This window comes from Rhodanobacter sp. TND4EL1 (assembly GCF_054061035.1).
Genome location: NZ_JBSSDT010000001.1, coordinates 843,265 through 857,730 on the forward strand (window position 1 = coordinate 843,265; position 14,466 = coordinate 857,730).

Annotated in this window: 17 protein-coding genes; 9 read left to right on the forward strand and 8 right to left on the reverse strand. The window is 64.0% G+C overall.

The window, feature by feature from the left end; genetic code table 11:
- Positions 1 to 61 precede the first annotated feature (61 nt).
- The 3 genes from ACVWWQ_RS03910 (at position 62) to ACVWWQ_RS03920 (ending at position 3,324) form a co-directional block, all read left to right on the forward strand.
- Positions 62 to 457 carry a YciI family protein gene (locus tag ACVWWQ_RS03910; protein WP_133949831.1) on the forward strand — a complete coding sequence of 132 codons (396 nt, stop codon included), beginning with the start codon at positions 62 to 64 and terminating at the stop codon, positions 455 to 457.
- Complete coding sequence (locus tag ACVWWQ_RS03915) at positions 445 to 1,026, forward strand: dihydrofolate reductase family protein (RefSeq protein WP_133949829.1); 582 nt, start codon at positions 445 to 447, stop codon at positions 1,024 to 1,026. Before ACVWWQ_RS03910 ends, ACVWWQ_RS03915 begins: the two co-directional genes overlap by 13 nt.
- A 369-nt stretch (positions 1,027 to 1,395) precedes the next feature.
- Entirely contained in the window at positions 1,396 to 3,324 is a 1,929-nt protein-coding gene (locus ACVWWQ_RS03920) for a DUF3300 domain-containing protein (RefSeq protein WP_208321607.1), read from the forward strand.
- A 56-nt stretch (positions 3,325 to 3,380) separates the two neighbouring features.
- Here ACVWWQ_RS03920 and ACVWWQ_RS03925 read toward each other — a convergent pair whose 3' ends face one another.
- Positions 3,381 to 3,686, reverse strand: coding sequence for a hypothetical protein (locus ACVWWQ_RS03925; protein ID WP_133949827.1), 306 nt, complete (start codon positions 3,684 to 3,686; stop codon positions 3,381 to 3,383).
- 6 nt (positions 3,687 to 3,692) lie between these two features.
- Here ACVWWQ_RS03925 and ACVWWQ_RS03930 point away from each other — a divergent pair, with 6 nt between their 5' ends.
- Complete coding sequence (locus ACVWWQ_RS03930; protein ID WP_133949825.1) at positions 3,693 to 4,385, forward strand: hypothetical protein; 693 nt, start codon at positions 3,693 to 3,695, stop codon at positions 4,383 to 4,385.
- 185 nt (positions 4,386 to 4,570) lie between these two features.
- Here the strand turns inward: ACVWWQ_RS03930 and ACVWWQ_RS03935 are convergent, their stop codons facing one another.
- Positions 4,571 to 4,933 (reverse strand): DUF6164 family protein, encoded by a 363-nt coding sequence (locus tag ACVWWQ_RS03935; protein WP_133949823.1) that lies wholly within the window; start codon positions 4,931 to 4,933, stop codon positions 4,571 to 4,573.
- A gap of 84 nt (positions 4,934 to 5,017) precedes the next feature.
- Positions 5,018 to 5,242 (reverse strand): hypothetical protein, encoded by a 225-nt coding sequence (locus ACVWWQ_RS03940; protein ID WP_133949821.1) that lies wholly within the window; start codon positions 5,240 to 5,242, stop codon positions 5,018 to 5,020.
- A 751-nt stretch (positions 5,243 to 5,993) separates the two neighbouring features.
- On the opposite strand from ACVWWQ_RS03940, the gene ACVWWQ_RS03945 reads away from it, so the two are divergent.
- The 3 genes from ACVWWQ_RS03945 to ACVWWQ_RS03955 all read left to right on the forward strand — a co-directional run bounded on the left by ACVWWQ_RS03945 (position 5,994) and on the right by ACVWWQ_RS03955 (position 9,102).
- Positions 5,994 to 6,809, forward strand: a complete 816-nt coding sequence (locus tag ACVWWQ_RS03945; RefSeq protein ID WP_166669737.1) for an aminoglycoside phosphotransferase family protein — start codon at positions 5,994 to 5,996, stop codon at positions 6,807 to 6,809.
- A gap of 272 nt (positions 6,810 to 7,081) precedes the next feature.
- Positions 7,082 to 7,915 (forward strand): plasmid replication/partition related protein, encoded by an 834-nt coding sequence (locus ACVWWQ_RS03950; RefSeq protein ID WP_133949817.1) that lies wholly within the window; start codon positions 7,082 to 7,084, stop codon positions 7,913 to 7,915.
- 308 nt (positions 7,916 to 8,223) lie between these two features.
- A complete protein-coding gene (locus ACVWWQ_RS03955; RefSeq protein ID WP_457383303.1) occupies positions 8,224 to 9,102 on the forward strand; it encodes a hypothetical protein in 879 nt (292 codons plus the stop codon).
- A 101-nt stretch (positions 9,103 to 9,203) separates the two neighbouring features.
- Here the strand turns inward: ACVWWQ_RS03955 and ACVWWQ_RS03960 are convergent, their stop codons facing one another.
- Positions 9,204 to 9,404 carry a hypothetical protein gene (locus ACVWWQ_RS03960; RefSeq protein ID WP_133949815.1) on the reverse strand — a complete coding sequence of 67 codons (201 nt, stop codon included), beginning with the start codon at positions 9,402 to 9,404 and terminating at the stop codon, positions 9,204 to 9,206.
- Here ACVWWQ_RS03960 and ACVWWQ_RS03965 point away from each other — a divergent pair.
- Entirely contained in the window at positions 9,403 to 9,894 is a 492-nt protein-coding gene (locus tag ACVWWQ_RS03965; protein WP_133949813.1) for a hypothetical protein, read from the forward strand. The two genes, ACVWWQ_RS03960 and ACVWWQ_RS03965, sit on opposite strands and share 2 nt — an antisense overlap.
- Positions 9,895 to 10,264: 370 nt before the next feature.
- Here ACVWWQ_RS03965 and ACVWWQ_RS03970 read toward each other — a convergent pair whose 3' ends face one another.
- The 3 genes from ACVWWQ_RS03970 to ACVWWQ_RS03980 form a co-directional block, all read right to left on the reverse strand.
- The gene (locus ACVWWQ_RS03970; protein ID WP_133949811.1) at positions 10,265 to 11,023 is read right to left on the reverse strand and encodes an oxidoreductase; all 759 of its coding nucleotides are present in this window, start codon (positions 11,021 to 11,023) and stop codon (positions 10,265 to 10,267) included.
- A 91-nt stretch (positions 11,024 to 11,114) separates the two neighbouring features.
- Entirely contained in the window at positions 11,115 to 11,717 is a 603-nt protein-coding gene (locus ACVWWQ_RS03975) for an NADPH-dependent F420 reductase (RefSeq protein ID WP_133949809.1), read from the reverse strand.
- Between the two features lie 75 nt (positions 11,718 to 11,792).
- Complete coding sequence (locus ACVWWQ_RS03980; protein WP_133949807.1) at positions 11,793 to 12,527, reverse strand: SDR family oxidoreductase; 735 nt, start codon at positions 12,525 to 12,527, stop codon at positions 11,793 to 11,795.
- A gap of 107 nt (positions 12,528 to 12,634) precedes the next feature.
- Here ACVWWQ_RS03980 and ACVWWQ_RS03985 point away from each other — a divergent pair, with 107 nt between their 5' ends.
- Complete coding sequence (locus ACVWWQ_RS03985) at positions 12,635 to 13,576, forward strand: LysR family transcriptional regulator (protein WP_133949805.1); 942 nt, start codon at positions 12,635 to 12,637, stop codon at positions 13,574 to 13,576.
- 359 nt (positions 13,577 to 13,935) lie between these two features.
- On the opposite strand, the gene ACVWWQ_RS03990 is transcribed toward ACVWWQ_RS03985, so the two are convergent.
- Entirely contained in the window at positions 13,936 to 14,460 is a 525-nt protein-coding gene (locus tag ACVWWQ_RS03990) for an SRPBCC family protein (RefSeq protein WP_133949801.1), read from the reverse strand.
- Between the last annotated feature and the right edge of the window lie 6 nt (positions 14,461 to 14,466).

Below are 14,466 nucleotides of genomic sequence, written 5' to 3' on the forward strand. Positions count from 1 at the left end.
CGAAATCCGCCCAGGCTGTTCGTCGGGTAGTGAACGGACCTCAGATGCCTGGAGAAGAGACATGCCGCACTATCTGGTCGCGATCCACCACCCCGACAACTACGACCCGTCACTTGAAGACGAAGCCATGATCGGCGACATCCATCGGCTCAATGAAGAGATGGAAGCTGCCGGCGTGAGGTTATTCGCCGGCGGCCTGCAAGCGGTGCGCCACGCGAAATCACTGCGCAAGCAGGCGGGCGCGGAGCCGTTCATCACCGATGGTCCCTACCTCGAAACCAAGGAGCACATTGGCGGCTTCTGGATACTCGACGCCACCGACATGGACGAGGCCTTGGCGTGGGGACGCAAAGCCGTCGCCGCCTGCCGCGCGCCGGTCGAAGTGCGCGAGTTTCTCGCCATGCCTGCAGCATCGACGCATCAACCCACGATCAGGAAAGTCCAATGCGAAAACTGAAAATCATGGAACACATCTCGCTGGATGGCGTGATCCAGCACTCCGTCGACGACGACAACTTCCCCTGCAGCGACTGGACCGCGCCCTATCGAACGGCCGCCGGCCGGGAAGCCGTGAGCGCCGCGTACGGCGAAAGCTTCGACTTGCTGCTCGGCCGCCGCACCTACGATATCTGGTCGAACTCCTGGCCCAAGGCACCAGGCAGCCCGATCGCGGACGGACTGAATGCGGCCACCAAACATGTGGTCACCCATCGGCCGGAAAGCCTTGCATGGGGTCCGTTCGAGGGCGTTGGCCCGGACCTTGTCCAGGACGTTCGCCGAATCAAGGCACAGGACGGCCCCGACCTTGTCCTCGCCGGCAGCTCCACGCTGACATCGCCGCTGCTCGCCCATGGTCTTGCCGATGAAGTCCTGCTGATCGTGTATCCGGTGCTGTTGGGCACGGGCAAACGTTTTTTTGCCGAAGGAACGCCGCCACGCTCTTTCGAACTCGTCCGTACGCAAACCTTCCCATCCGGCATCATCTTCACGACTTACAAGGTCGCCGGGCCGTTGAAGACCGGATAGTTCGACTGCTCCCGGAAAGCGACAGCGGGAACCATGGCGAGCTGGCTCCCTCTCTGCCAGCTTCAGGCGAAGCGGCCACACCTTCACCGGCAGCCTCTTCGACATCGCCACCCCGCAAGGCCGCGCACTCCCCGGGAGCGGCCTTCGCCCTCCGCTCAGGACGAACCGGCACCAAGGTAACGCCACTCGAACCGAAGGCCGCCTGGCGCCGCTTTGAGCAAAGGCGGGCCTGGAGCATCTGCATGGCGAATTGCTTTATTTGCGTTATTTAGCGGCCGTTACGAAGACGCACCTGAACCTCTGCGCATAATCAGCCGCGCCTTCCGTTTGACGCAGACTGCCGCAGTAACCATCCATCGGGAGAATCAGGTGAGCACCAGACGTTTGCTTGGCGTTGCGTTGCATGCGGCGCTGTTTACCGGCGCAGCGGCACTGTTTGGCTGCAACCAGCAGCCGGCGGCGGTCAGCACATCGGCACCGGCGGGTTCGGCAACCGCGGCGGCCATCGCGCTGCCATCCCCGATGGCGCAGCAGGCGACCTCATACGTCCCGCCCACCGCCGACCAGCTCTATCAATTGGTGGCGCCGATCGCGCTGTTCCCGGACAAGCTGGTGGCACAGGTGCTGGCGGGTTCGACCTACCCCGAGCAGGTCTCCGCCGCCGACAGTTTTCTGGAACAGAACCAGTCGCTGCAAGGCAGCGCGCTGCAGGATGCGGTCAATCCACAACCGTGGGATCCGAGCATCAAGGGCCTGACGGTGTTCCCCAAAGTGCTTGACCAGATGGCGCAAAACATCCCGTGGACCACGGCGCTCGGCAACGCCTATGCCAACGACCCCACTGACGTGTTGAACGCAATCCAGGTGATGCGCCAGCGCGCATCCAGCCATGGCAGCCTGCGCAACTCGGCAAAGCTGCGGGTGGTCAACCAGCCTGCCGCGGCGGTTGATGCCAGCTATGCCGCCGCACCTGACCAGGCGTACGAGCAAGACACGTACAACGGACCCGACGTGGTGCCGCCGCCACAGCAGACCATCGAGATCCTTCCTGCCGACCCCAATACCGTCTACGTGCCCGAATACGATCCCGAAACCGTCTACGGCGACGACATGCAGGCTTATCCAAGCTACCGCTACGACCGATCGGGCTACAGCACCGGCGACATGGTCGCCACCGGCGCCATCGCGTTCGGCGCCGGCATCGTGATCGCGTCGCTGTTCGAGCATCAACATCGCGATCAGCCGAACTACGGCTGGAACAGTTGGGGCATGCAATGGCATGGCGACGATCGCGATCGCGGCTACCGCGGGAATCAAGACAATGCCGGTCGCTGGCAGCGACCGGCGGTGGTGCACAACAACACGGTCTACGTATCGCGATCCACCACCATCAACAACCGCTACGTCACCAACAACATCAACAACAGCGTCATCAACTCGAACAATCGCAGCAACAATTCGAACAACCGAAGCAACAACGGCAATACCTGGAATCGCCCCTATCCGGCGCCACAAGCGGCTGGCGGCAACCCGGCGCTGCGGGGCGTTCCCATGATGCCGGTCGCGGGCGCAAGCCACCGCCTGCCCACCGTGACGCACGCCAACCTCCCTTCCGCGCAAGCGATGCGACGACCGGACTTCACCGGCGCGCTGACCAAGGGCGCGCCGGCCCGCTTCGCCCATCCGCAGCAGGCGCAAGCCCGCCCATCGGTGGCCGCACCGATACCGGGTCGCTCACCGGAAAGCCTGCGGCAGACCCGGGTCGACAGACCGGCAATATCCGCCGCCAGCGCCGGGACCCGCGTTCCGGCCAACCTGCCGCGTGCTCCGCTGGCCCAGCCCAGCCACGCCGAGCGCGTAGGATCGGTGCCCGTGCGGAACCGGCACATCGGCACGGCGGCAACCATGCGGAGCCAAGCCGCGGCGAACGTTCAGACACCAGAGCCACGGCCGTTCCAGCGCAACACGCCGCCAGTGCCGCACCCGACCGCCATGCCCCGACCGCAGGCAACCGTGGCCCATCGCGACGTTCCCCGCCCGTCAGCTCCACCGCAACAAGCACCGCGCCCGGCACCGGAGAACCGGGCCGCCCTTGCCACGCACGCGGCTGCGCCACAGCCATACCAAGCCCCGCGCCAGCAGATGCAAAGCGTGCGGATGGCCGCAAGGCCGCAACCACCGCAAATCCACGCGGTTGCCCGGACACAGATGCCGCCGCGGCAGGCTGCCGCGCAGCATCAGGGCGCGCCGCCATCGAAGGGCAACAAGCATCCGAAGAAGGACGACAATAACCACTGAGTCCATGTCGTCGAGCCAAAAAGAGAAAGGGCCGGCGCGGCCCTTTTTCGTTGCAGCTACCGGCGGAACCCCACATTGTTGATCGAGTCATGGCCGGTCGCCGGCAGGCCGGCGTGAAGGTCGATTTTCAGCCATGACGGCGACGCCACCCGCGTCAACCTTGTGCCAGTCAGTTGTGGATCGCCGATGCCGACAGGTTCCACCCGGTCCGCGACAAATGCCAGCAACGAATGCCGCCTCGCCCGAAGACTGGCCGTGATCGGCATGCCAGGATCGAGGTAGTTGATCGAACGCCATTCAACGTTCTGCGTCCCTCTTTCGCCCAGAGCAACCGCTGGTGACAGATGTAAGAACACCGGCATGACGGCATGCAGCAGGCGTCCATCGCGAAAAGCGACATCATGCCGGCAAGCCACGGTCTCTTCCGTGCATGTTCCGGAACACCCATGATTGTTTCCAGTCCACTCTCGAACAACGCCGCACCGATCACGCCGAGCGCCCTGCGCAGCCGTGGCGCAGCCATCCTCGCCTTCGCCGGCTTTGGTGCCTGGTGGGCAGGTTCGGCACTGCGGGACGCGCCCCTGCCGTTGGTCGAAGCCGGCTATCTTCTGGTCGCCGCGATCACGCTCGCGCTGTTGTTCGCGGCCATCTGCCTGCTTCGCTCCAGCCAAGGTCTGAAGCAGGCCGCCGAGACGTCCAGCTTGCCGCGGCGACGCACCGCAGGCATCTTCATTGCGGTCCTCGTCGCGGAGGTCATTGCGATCAATTTCGCTGCGCTGCTGTTGGCCAGCCACCACCTGAGGTCCGGTCTGTTGCCATTGATCGCCATCATCGTCGGGCTGCATTTTTACCCACTGGCTCGGCTGTTTCGTACGCCGTATTACGACATCACCGCCACCGTGATGACGCTGGCCGGAGTCGTCGGCCTGGCTGCCCTGCTCGCGGGATGCCCCACTCCTTCAACCCTCGCCGCAGTGGCTGCCGTCTGTGCCTTCACACTATGGGCCACCGCCTTCGCGGCGTGGCAACGCAGTCGAGAGGCCATCGGTCGGGCCCGCTGAGCAGGAGTCATCGTGCTGCTGAAAAATGCACTCTGCCGCCTGCTCTCCCTTGCGCCTCCACGCGTCCGCGGCAGTGACCGATTATTCCACCAGCAGACGCGAGCGCCCGGCAGCAGGCTGTGCGGACAGTCGGAGGTGAACCTGCCTTTCGCTCACCCTCCAACCGGCTTCCCCGGCTTGCGGCTCTACCGCAACAGGAAGAACGGAAGCGTCACCAGAGCCAGTGCGAAGAGGATGCCCAACAGGCTCATCACGACGCGCGCCGGATCGGCACGAAGCAAGGAGATGAACGTGTCGGCAGTGCCGGCTCGCTTGGCAGCGGCGTATTCGGCGCGGACCCGGGTTGCGCGCTGTTGCTGGTAGTCATCCATCGCGCGTCTGGCATCCGCGAAGGCCGCATCCTCCGTGATCCAGATTCCCCCTGCCGAAACACCCCAGATGCTGGGTCGGGTCTCATAGAACGCGATCTGCTGCGCGTCGAGCATGGCGCGCACATCGTCGGCCTCATCTTCGGGAACGTTACGCAGGTTCATGAGCAGCTTGGACATGACGCCATGATAGCCGCCCCGAGCCCCTCCAACCGCGTCGGTATCAGCAGACAATCCCGTGAACCTGACCCGGTGCTTTGGCGATCAAAGCTCGGGTACGTCGCCCCACTGAAACAGCACGCGCGGCGTGCCGTAGTCGCCGCTTTCTTCGTCCACGTCCATGCTGTAAGCGACGATGCCGGCGTGCTTGTCAGCCAGCAATCCTGCCCTGCGCGCGGCCTCGTCAGCCGTTTTGAACTGCAGGACCTGGCCCGGCTTCAGGCCATTCTTCACCCGGTCGAAGGGCTGCACCACGTGGATCGTTTCCATCTTTGCTCCTGGATTCAGGCAAGTATGACGGGTTGGCATATCAGCGCGACAAAGATGGCTGCAGCCGGCCTGAAAGCCGGCCTGAACCCCTCTCGATCCATCGTCCTGCGTCGCGGCCCACCGACCGCATCGCGCTGCTCGGGCCAAGGGTCTGTTCGTGGTGCTGATACCGGTGCAACGTGGATTAAGGCACCGCTGATCAAGTATCGCCGCCGTCATGATGACTGGAAGGCCTGCAGGTGGTGTTGCGTGGCGCCGGCAAGACTGGCTGTGTTGCCAAGCCGCGCGGCATCGCATGCGGGCCTTCCAGTCATCACCTCATCATTTAAAATTCAACAGGTTGAGGCCCATCCTCTCTGTTCGCATACCTTCGGTCCGTCGCCTCGACAGACGGCCAGTCTGCCATCGCCGACGGCCCTGTGGTCTGCAAACAGAGAGGGTGGGTGACGGTGGTGATACTTGATCAGCGTTGCCTTAAACAGCCAGATGCAGTGGGTGGATCAGGCGCTCTACCAAGCGAAGGAGTCGGGCGGCCACGTGGTGGCTTGGTGACGGCAGGGGCGAGGAGCGTTTGAACCTCTCCGCGGGCGTGAGGAAAGTCGCCACCTCAGGGGCGTAGATCATCGTCTGGATTCGTTCGCGCCGTGAGCAGCCGGCAGTCAGCCATGGACCTCGTGCGGATCCGTGGATTGCGGAAGCTCCACGTCAGGCGCAGGCTCCGAGCATGGCCAGAGCAACTCTCGACGAAGAGATGACCGTGGTTTCCACGATGTGCATCGACCTCGGGCTGGGCGAGGTCACGCTTGCGGCTCTCAAGGCGGCACATCACACCACGTTCCTGGTTTCGCCGCTGAAGATCGTGGCGCGGGTTCAATCGTCCGAGCCCATCGGCGCGGCTCGCAAAACGGCGACCCGGGAAGTTGTCCTCGCACGCCATCTTGCCGGCCGAAGCGCGCCCGCGCTGGCACCGCTGGAAGAAATGGCGGGCCCGCATGTCAGCGCGCCTTGCGTCGTGACATTCTGGCCGTACGTGGAGCACGCACGCGCGGCTGAAGAAGCGGATGCCGCCATGGCCGCCATCTCACTCGATGCCGTCCATCGTGCGTTGCTGGATTACCGCGGCAATCTTCCGGTGTACACCGGGGCTCTCGACCATTGCTGGTCGGTGCTGACCGATGACGCCGCGTGTGCGGGGCTCGGCAGCCAGGATCGAGAGCTGCTGAAGTCGCAATACAGCCGCCTTCGCCGCAAAGTCGAAGAAACGGCCAGGCATGGGGTACCACTGCACGGTGACCCGCACCTCGGCAATCTCCTCTTCGGCGAACACGGACCACTCTGGCTGGATTTCGAGGATGCATGTCTTGGTCCCCGCGAATACGATATCGCCTGCCTGCCGGTCGCCGCGTGGCCGCACTTCGGCGATGCCGATCAGGCGCTGGTCCGGACGTATGCCGACCTGCGCAGCATCTGCATCGCCGTCTGGTGTTGGGATGACCCGGGTCGCAGCGACGGTGCTCGCGACGCAGCTCGGCGCGAACTGGACCGCGTCCGCGGGTTCGCCGTCTGATCAAGGCGACCTTGCCCGACACCGATGGCATGAACGGCACTTGCCTGACGCCGTTCGTCCCTGGCGTGGGCCGAAGGCCACAATCGACGCACCAGGGAGCGACTTGCTCGACGGCCCGTGCCTCGACTCCGCCCGCAGTGCGGGCTGCGTTCGGCACGGCAGTGGAAAGCTCCATGGCGTCCACGCCAGTGCCGCTGCGCTGACCGCTTTTGTCAGCGCTGACGCCGATCCTTACAATGCGTCCCCGCTTTGCATGGTTGGATACGCGCTGCATGGATATCGACATCAACGAAGAGCTGAAGGCCTATATCGAACCGATGACGCCGGAGGAGTACGAGGCGCTGGAGCGAAGCATCCTCGCCGAAGGCTGCCGCGATGCGCTGGTGCTGTGGGGCAACATCCTCATCGACGGCCATCACCGGTACACCATCTGCCAGAAGCACGACCTGCCGTTTCAGACCGTACAGCACCCGAACTTCCGCTCGATGGACGACGTGCACCTGTGGATGATCGACCAGCACCTGGGCCGGCGCAGCCTGTCCGTGTTCCAGCGCGGCGTGCTGGCGCTGCGCAAGCGGGACATTCTCACCGAGCGACGTGCGCAGGTACGCGCCATACCGGCAAGCAAGCTGCCGCCCTTGCCCGCCATCCCGCACGGGGAAGATCCCGCTGATGACGCCGCCATGTCGACCTCCTCGCCGGTGCCCGACAAAGTGCAGGAGCAACCACCCACGCGCCAGGCCATGGCCAAGTCCGCACGCCTGAGCAACGCGCAGGTCGGCATGATCGAGAAAATTCGCAAGCAGGCCATGCCCGAAGTGGTGGAAGCGGTGAAGTCAGGTGTGCTTTCGATCAACGCCGCAGCCGCCGTCGCCAGCCTGCCGGCCGACGAACAACGCGCGGCGGCGAGTGGTGGCGACAAGGAATTGAAACAGGCGGCGAAGCGCGTGCGCGAATCCCGCAGCAAGCCCAGGGAACTATCGACGGACGAGCCTGCCGACACCGCCAATCCGCAAAGCGAGCTCCTGCAGCTGCGCCAGCGCGTGGCCGAGCTCACAGCCGAAGTGGCGTCGCTGCGCAGCCAGCTGGCCGCGTTGCAGGGGTGATCGGCGGCGGAACGGAGCCCTCTCGACCGGCCTCTCTGGGCGGTTGAGGGAACCCTGCGTGAAATAACCTGTCTACCGCGGTCGGCCGGAACGCGCGCTGATGGTTTGCGCGATTTGCGCGTGGGTCCAACTGGCGTGAATGAGGCCGTGTGATCGAACATTCCGGGCAGATCCGAGATCACCAACAGGGAGACCGTGCGCGCGGTCTGGCGCCGTTCGACAGCGAAACACGCGAGAGCCTGCGCCGCAGGGCCTGGCACCAGCCTGCGCTGACGCGCCCGGGGATGACACTCGCGCTGGTTTTGGTGATGGCGCTCCACGCCCTCTTTGCGCTGGCGCTCTGGTACGAAATGAAACCCGAGCCGACGTATGAGGCAGTGGCGCATATCGATCTTGCCCAGGCTTTGACCGTCCGCCTGATTGATCAGGCCATGACGCTGCCGGCACCCACACGGCCCGACCCGCCGCCTCCCATGATGCCTCGCGTTCGTCCGGTGACCCACGAGAGGGCGCGCCGTGACGCAATGGTCATGCAGGATCACCAGCCGGCACCGGCCCCGTCGGCGTCCGTGGCCACGCCATCTGCCCTCAGTTTGTTCGCCAAAGATGGCTCGGTGCGACTCACGCCCGCGACGGCGACCGCCAGCACTCCGGTCAAACCGGTCAAGCCCGCCGACGACCGTCAGATCATGCAGCACGACAGCAATCGGATGCAGTACAAGGCCACCCGCTTCGAAAAATATTTCCCGCCACCGAACGAGACTGCCGGTGGTGCGGCCGGTCGCCATATAGGCAACGTGATCAAGGCGATCGCCAAAAGCGTCTGCGACCCCAAGAAGAAAAGCACGGCTTCCAACTTGCTGTGCGGCGTACCTCCCCCGCCGGCTTCGCCGAAGGATCGCGACGAGCGACTCAACCTGCCACCGCCCCCGCTGGCCGGCGATCCGCATCCAGCCAGGTCGCTGCCACTGTCGACCTGCATCGCGGATTACAAGGCAGACAAGCCATTGCCCTACGGTTGCCCGATCGACACGCCTGACCTGGCCTTCAAGGCCGAGGTGCGGGAATGCATCGATCTGTTCCGGGCGGGCAAGCGCCTCAAGACCTGGTGCCCGCTTGATACGCCCGAGCGCGCCGCCGCGGAAACGTCGGCGCCTGCCGCTTCTTCAAGTGCAGGTTCGCACTGAACTGACCGTCAGGCCCATCTCGACGTCGTCCGCGCATCTTCAGCCCAAACACATCCGCGCGTGATCTGCCTCAAGCACGATTCAAGCAAACGCGCGTACCGTCACATGACACAGGCGGCATACCCCATGATGATCAGCTGGACGAACACCATCAAGGTGAAAATCAAGGTTGGCACCGAAGTGGACGTGCCTTGCCAGTCAAACTCCACACCAACACCAGGTTGCATGAAGTGGGCGAGTCCCATGGAGGGCAAGCGCTGAAGACCGCCCGCCCGCACTGGTCCCACAACGGGAGATGACATGAAACATTCCTTCCTCGCTCTTGCAGCAACGCTCCTCAGCTCCTGCGCCTTGACTTCGCGTGAATCGGCGGCCCCATCCGAGGCGATATACGGTTGGCTTGCAGGAAACTGCCTTGCACTGTCCCGAAGTAACCTGCGCACGCCGCGCGATTTCACCCTCGTGGATTTATCGCATGATTCGAAGCGCATACACGGCGAAGTTTTGCGCGTGGCGACTGACACGGATAACTGCCCCGCATTGTTGTCCGATCGGCAGGAAGTGAACAAGGCAAGCGGAAACTCGTTCTACGTCGTGAAGCTCGACGCTCCTTCCGACCTCGGCATTGGCATCATCGGCAAGGTTGCGGTCGAGCCACTTTCATTTGGCCAGTGCATGACAAGTGAAGGGGTACGCTTCACCGTGATGCGCGGTAGCCAGCAAGTATGGACGGGTTACTACTACCTTGGTTATGACAGCGAAGCGACTTGCCCGAATCCTGACGCTGACTGAAGCAGGCACGCACTCGGAGATGGAAAAACAACAACCACACACGGCGTGGCGAAGGCTACCTCCGCATACTGCCGGAACGTGACCGGTTCATCGCCCAACCAGCGCGGGAGGTTGGCGCCAACAAGACGCATTGACCGTCGGCAATACCGGGAAGACACACCCGCGCCGATCGCCGGGCAATGGCCAGGCGACCACGACTCAATAGCAACGCATCGTCCAGCGTGGCAACGACCGCCTGCCCTGCCTTCGCGATGACGCCACGGCAAGGTCAGCCCGTTCGACAGGGAAAGGCACGTGTTGCCCTGCCATCGTCATCGATCTCAACTCTGCCCGTGCCCGCCGCTGAAACCGGGCTGAAAGCGCACCTTCCTCACCGCGCCGTCATGCCGCCATCGGCCGGATAATTCGCGCCGGTCAGGAACTTGCCGCGGTCGGACACCAGCAGTGCGACCAGCTCGGCGATGTCCTCGGTGGCACCGATGCGACCCAGCGGAATATTCCGCAGCCAATCCTCCGCGGAGAATCCCGGCGTCGCCTTGGCAAACTCCTCGGAACCCGGCGTCGCGATGACGCCGGGCGAGACCACGTTCACCCGGATGCCGCTTGGCGCCAGTTCCATCGCCAGCGTGCGCGAGTAGTAATTGAGCGCCGCCTTGGCCGCGCCGTAGTGCGCAAAGGGGCCGAACGGCATCGTCGCTGCGGCCGAAGAGAGGTTCACGACGGCGGCAGCCTTCGACGCCCGCAGCGCCGGGAGCACGGTATTCGTCAGGCGGATCGCGGCGAACAGGTTGAGCGCCATGCTGTCGTGCCACGCCTGGTCGGGAATCGTCCACGACCCGGCCAGAAACGCGCCCGAACCGCCCGCATTGTTCACCAGAATGTCGAGACCGCCGAGCGCGGCGAGCGCCTTCGTCGCGATCGCCTTCACGCCTTCGCTCGTGCTGGCGTCGCCGGCGACGAACGTTGCCTCCTTGGGCATGTCGTCGTTGGGTGTACGCGCCGCGATGACGACCTTGGCGCCGGCATCGAGCAGGCGCTGCGCGATGGTCGCGCCAATGCCACGCGTGCCTCCGGTGACCAGGGCACGGCGGCCGATGAGTTCTTTCGAGAGATCGAGTTTGTTGGACATCAGAGGTTTCCTCGCCGATGGGTTGATGTTTTCGAAGCCGCGATTCAGGCGACCGGGCGATCACGGTCAGGCCGTGATCGCCTCGCGTTGCTCACGGAGATTTCTTGAACAGATCCTGGAAGATCAAAGGCCCCCAGCTCTTGCCGCGCGCCTGCACCAGCGCGCCACCTTCCCCGAGCTTGCCGAGATGGACGGGCGCGAAACCGAGTTGTTCGGCGAGTGCCGCCACCGTCTCCGCCGCGCCTGCGTCGTCGCTCGACAGGAACACCACCCGCCGACCGCCCTTGACGTGCGGATCTTCGGCAAGCACGCCGGCGGCGAGGTGATTGAAGCCCTTCACGAGCCTGGCGCCGGGGAAGGCCTTGGCCACGAAGGCCGAGGACGGCAGGCCGGCAAGCTCGTCGACGGGGTCGGCAAACGTGTTCATCGCATCGATGATCGTCTTGCCCTTCCAGTTCGACAGCGCGTTGGCGACATCCGGGTGCGCCTCGAAACGGACGGCTAAAAACACGATGTCCGCCTTGACCGCGTCCGCCAGCTTTTTGGAAATGATCGTGGGGCCGATTGCGGCCGCGGCAGAGGCAAAGCTGGCCGGGTCACGGGTGGTGGCCACGGACACTTCGATGCCGTTGCGGGCAAACGCCCTGGCCAGGGCCTGACCTATCTTGCCGAAACCGATAATTGCGTAGTTCATGATTTTTCCTTGAGTTGGTACCACGCCCCGGCGACGCTCCGAACAACCGAATGGAATGCCACAGGGCCAGGCGAGTCAGATTTGCGCCAGGCCGCCGTCGACGGCGAGCTCGCTGGCGGTCATGAAGCTGCTGTCCGACGAGGCGAGAAAGGCGGCCGCCGCGCCGATCTCCGCCGGTTCGGCCATGCGTTGCAGCGGGTTCATCGCGGCGAAGGCCTTCATGCCCTCCTCGCCCACCGCTGCCTTGGCCAGTTCGGTCGCCGTCGGCCCGGGCGACAGCACGTTCACCCGGATGCCGGTGCCCTTCAGGTCTTCCGCCCAGCTCCGCGCGAGGTTGCGCACGGCCGCCTTGCTGGCGCTGTAGATGCTGAATGCCGGGGCGCCGGTGGTGCCGGCGCTCGACCCTGTCAGGATGATGGAACCGCCCTGGCCCATCAGCGGCAGCGCCTTCTGCACCGTCAAGATCGTCCCCTTCACATTGGTTTCGAAGGTTTCGTCAATCTGCTCGACGGTGATCTGGCCGAGCGGAAGCAGGCCTCCCGTCCCGGCATTGGCGAAGACGATGTCGAGTGTTCCGCGCTCGGCCTTCACCGCCGCGTAGAGTCGGTCCAGGTCGGCCAGGTCGGAGACCGAGCCCTGTACCGCACGGGCGTTGGACCCGAGCTCGGCCACCGCGGTATCGAGCGCCTCTTGTCGGCGGCCGAAGATGAAGACGAAAGCGCCCTCCTCGATGAAGCGCCTGGCGGCAGCACGGCCGATGCCGGTGGCACCACCGGTGATCACGGCGGTCTTTCCGTTGAGTCTGTTCATGTGATGCGTCCTTGGTTCTGCGTAGAAGTTGAAACCAAGATGGACCCGTTGACACATCAAGACAATTGACGAAATATCGCTTAATACCATCTATTTTTTGGATGCCAATGCTCGACAACGTCACCATCAACCAGCTGCGTTCGTTCGTTGCCGTATGCGATCAGGGAAGCTTTTCGGGTGCGGCGCGGAAACTCGGGCGCGCGCAGTCGGCCATCAGCCACGCGATCAAGGCACTGGAAAGCGCCTTTGATGTGGAACTGTTCGATCGCAACACACGGAAGGCACAACTCACCGCGGCGGGGCGCAGCCTGTTGCCGGACGCGCGGGCAGTGATCTCACGCACGGAGGAAATGAAGACCCGCGCGGGATCGATCGCCCAAGCCGGAGCGCCCCAGCTTTCGGTGGCGATCGATGTCTACTTCCCCCGCGCCCACCTGATCGACGGTTTGCGGACTTTGCAGGCTGAGTTCCCCACCGCAGCGATCAACCTGCGCATCACGACCATGCAAGGCGGCGAGCGACTGGTGCTCGAAAAGGTGTGTGCGCTGGCGGTCACGGTCGAGAACGTGCCCGCGGTGAACCCGGATGCCATCGAACGCCACTGGCTCTGCGAGACGCAAATGGTGACGCTGTGCGCGCCTTCCCATCCGCTGGCGTCGAACTCGAAACCGATCCCGGCGGACGAATTTGGCCGGCATGTCCAGATCGTCGTCACGGACAACCAGCCGCAAGCGGAAAAGACCCAGCAGGGTGTTGCCGGCAAGCGTCTGTGGCTGGTCAACGATCTCGGCGCCAAGCGTGATCTTCTCAAGGCCGGACTGGGCTGGGGACACCTGCCACGACACCTCGTCGGCGCGGACCTGGCCAGTGGAGAGCTGGTCGAACTGGAGCGTCGCGCCTGGCACCTCGGTCCGCTCACGTTCGTGATCTCGCAACGTCGGGGCCATGACCTGTCCCCATGCGAGTCGCGGCTGGTCGAGCTGCTTGGCAACCCTCACTGCTTTCCGAAGGAAGCCGTGCGTCGAACCAACAGGCCAGGACGCAAATGAAGTCTGAAGGCCTCGAATCAGCATCAACCCGCACTGCCAGATGTTCATGGGCGGAAGAAGATCAGGTTGAGATGCGCACAGCACTACCCCGGAGCCGGCGTCAGAGTGCATTTTCCGACGAAACGTCGTGGAGCGGCGCGACAGATCACTAACGATTTCGCGGAAAAACTGGCGTTCTGCCGGCACCGAAGCTGCCACGCCCCGCCAGCCACGACTCGACTTCGCCAACATCCCTCAGCACGTCGTCCAGCTCGGCAATGATCGTCAGCCGCGCTCCAAAAGCAGACATCAGAACGTGCACTCTCATTCCTGCTTTGGCAGCAGGCGCGCGGGACACCATTCAGCCCGTCACGTCCGCGCTATTTGAGGTCATTCTGGTTCGGCGCGTTCGACGACGAGGCATGCGGCAGGCGAGGTTTGCCCGCCGCCGCCAACTCGCGAATATGTTTGAGCGTCGACAACAACGCTGCCTTGTAGCCCTTGTCACTGTCGAAAAGCGCCTGCTCGGCCTGTTCCTCGACGCCGCCGGGCTGCTTGCCGCGAAGTCCGAGGTAGCAGTAGAAGCGCAGCTGCAACTCGCCGTCGGAGTCTTCAAACAATTCGTTGACGATCGCTCCTTCGCGCGGACCGGTCGCCTGAAAGAAGGTGACCTTGCGCTCGGGTTCGACGGTGATGATCTCGCGCAGATCACCGCCGGCAATCGTGGCTTCGCGCACCAAGTGCGTGGCCGTTTCTTCCGTGACTTCGCAGCGCGTGCACAGACCTGCGGGGAGAAACTGGCGCGCATCGCGCGCCTTGAGTTCCAGCCCGGCCCACGCTTGCGCTCGGGTCAGCTTCGCTTCGCCTTCCGGGTTCACCGGAACCGTGGCGGTGGAATAAATCATGGTGAT

Bases quoted from the DNA above. Each gene is read 5' to 3' on its own strand.
- ACVWWQ_RS03985 (WP_133949805.1), top strand. From the start codon at position 12,635: ATGCTCGACAACGTCACCATCAACCAGCTGCGTTCGTTCGTTGCCGTA.
- ACVWWQ_RS03970 (WP_133949811.1), bottom strand. From the start codon at position 11,023: ATGTCCAACAAACTCGATCTCTCGAAAGAACTCATCGGCCGCCGTGCC.
- ACVWWQ_RS03990 (WP_133949801.1), bottom strand. From the start codon at position 14,460: ATGATTTATTCCACCGCCACGGTTCCGGTGAACCCGGAAGGCGAAGCG.
- ACVWWQ_RS03940 (WP_133949821.1), bottom strand. From the start codon at position 5,242: ATGGAAACGATCCACGTGGTGCAGCCCTTCGACCGGGTGAAGAATGGC.
- ACVWWQ_RS03960 (WP_133949815.1), bottom strand. From the start codon at position 9,404: ATGTCATCTCCCGTTGTGGGACCAGTGCGGGCGGGCGGTCTTCAGCGC.
- ACVWWQ_RS03930 (WP_133949825.1), top strand. From the start codon at position 3,693: ATGCAGCAGGCGTCCATCGCGAAAAGCGACATCATGCCGGCAAGCCAC.
- ACVWWQ_RS03935 (WP_133949823.1), bottom strand. From the start codon at position 4,933: ATGTCCAAGCTGCTCATGAACCTGCGTAACGTTCCCGAAGATGAGGCC.
- ACVWWQ_RS03915 (WP_133949829.1), top strand. From the start codon at position 445: ATGCGAAAACTGAAAATCATGGAACACATCTCGCTGGATGGCGTGATC.
- ACVWWQ_RS03975 (WP_133949809.1), bottom strand. From the start codon at position 11,717: ATGAACTACGCAATTATCGGTTTCGGCAAGATAGGTCAGGCCCTGGCC.
- ACVWWQ_RS03910 (WP_133949831.1), top strand. From the start codon at position 62: ATGCCGCACTATCTGGTCGCGATCCACCACCCCGACAACTACGACCCG.
- ACVWWQ_RS03965 (WP_133949813.1), top strand. From the start codon at position 9,403: ATGAAACATTCCTTCCTCGCTCTTGCAGCAACGCTCCTCAGCTCCTGC.
- ACVWWQ_RS03980 (WP_133949807.1), bottom strand. From the start codon at position 12,527: ATGAACAGACTCAACGGAAAGACCGCCGTGATCACCGGTGGTGCCACC.
- ACVWWQ_RS03955 (WP_457383303.1), top strand. From the start codon at position 8,224: ATGGCGCTCCACGCCCTCTTTGCGCTGGCGCTCTGGTACGAAATGAAA.
- ACVWWQ_RS03945 (WP_166669737.1), top strand. From the start codon at position 5,994: ATGACCGTGGTTTCCACGATGTGCATCGACCTCGGGCTGGGCGAGGTC.
- ACVWWQ_RS03925 (WP_133949827.1), bottom strand. From the start codon at position 3,686: ATGCCGGTGTTCTTACATCTGTCACCAGCGGTTGCTCTGGGCGAAAGA.
- ACVWWQ_RS03950 (WP_133949817.1), top strand. From the start codon at position 7,082: ATGGATATCGACATCAACGAAGAGCTGAAGGCCTATATCGAACCGATG.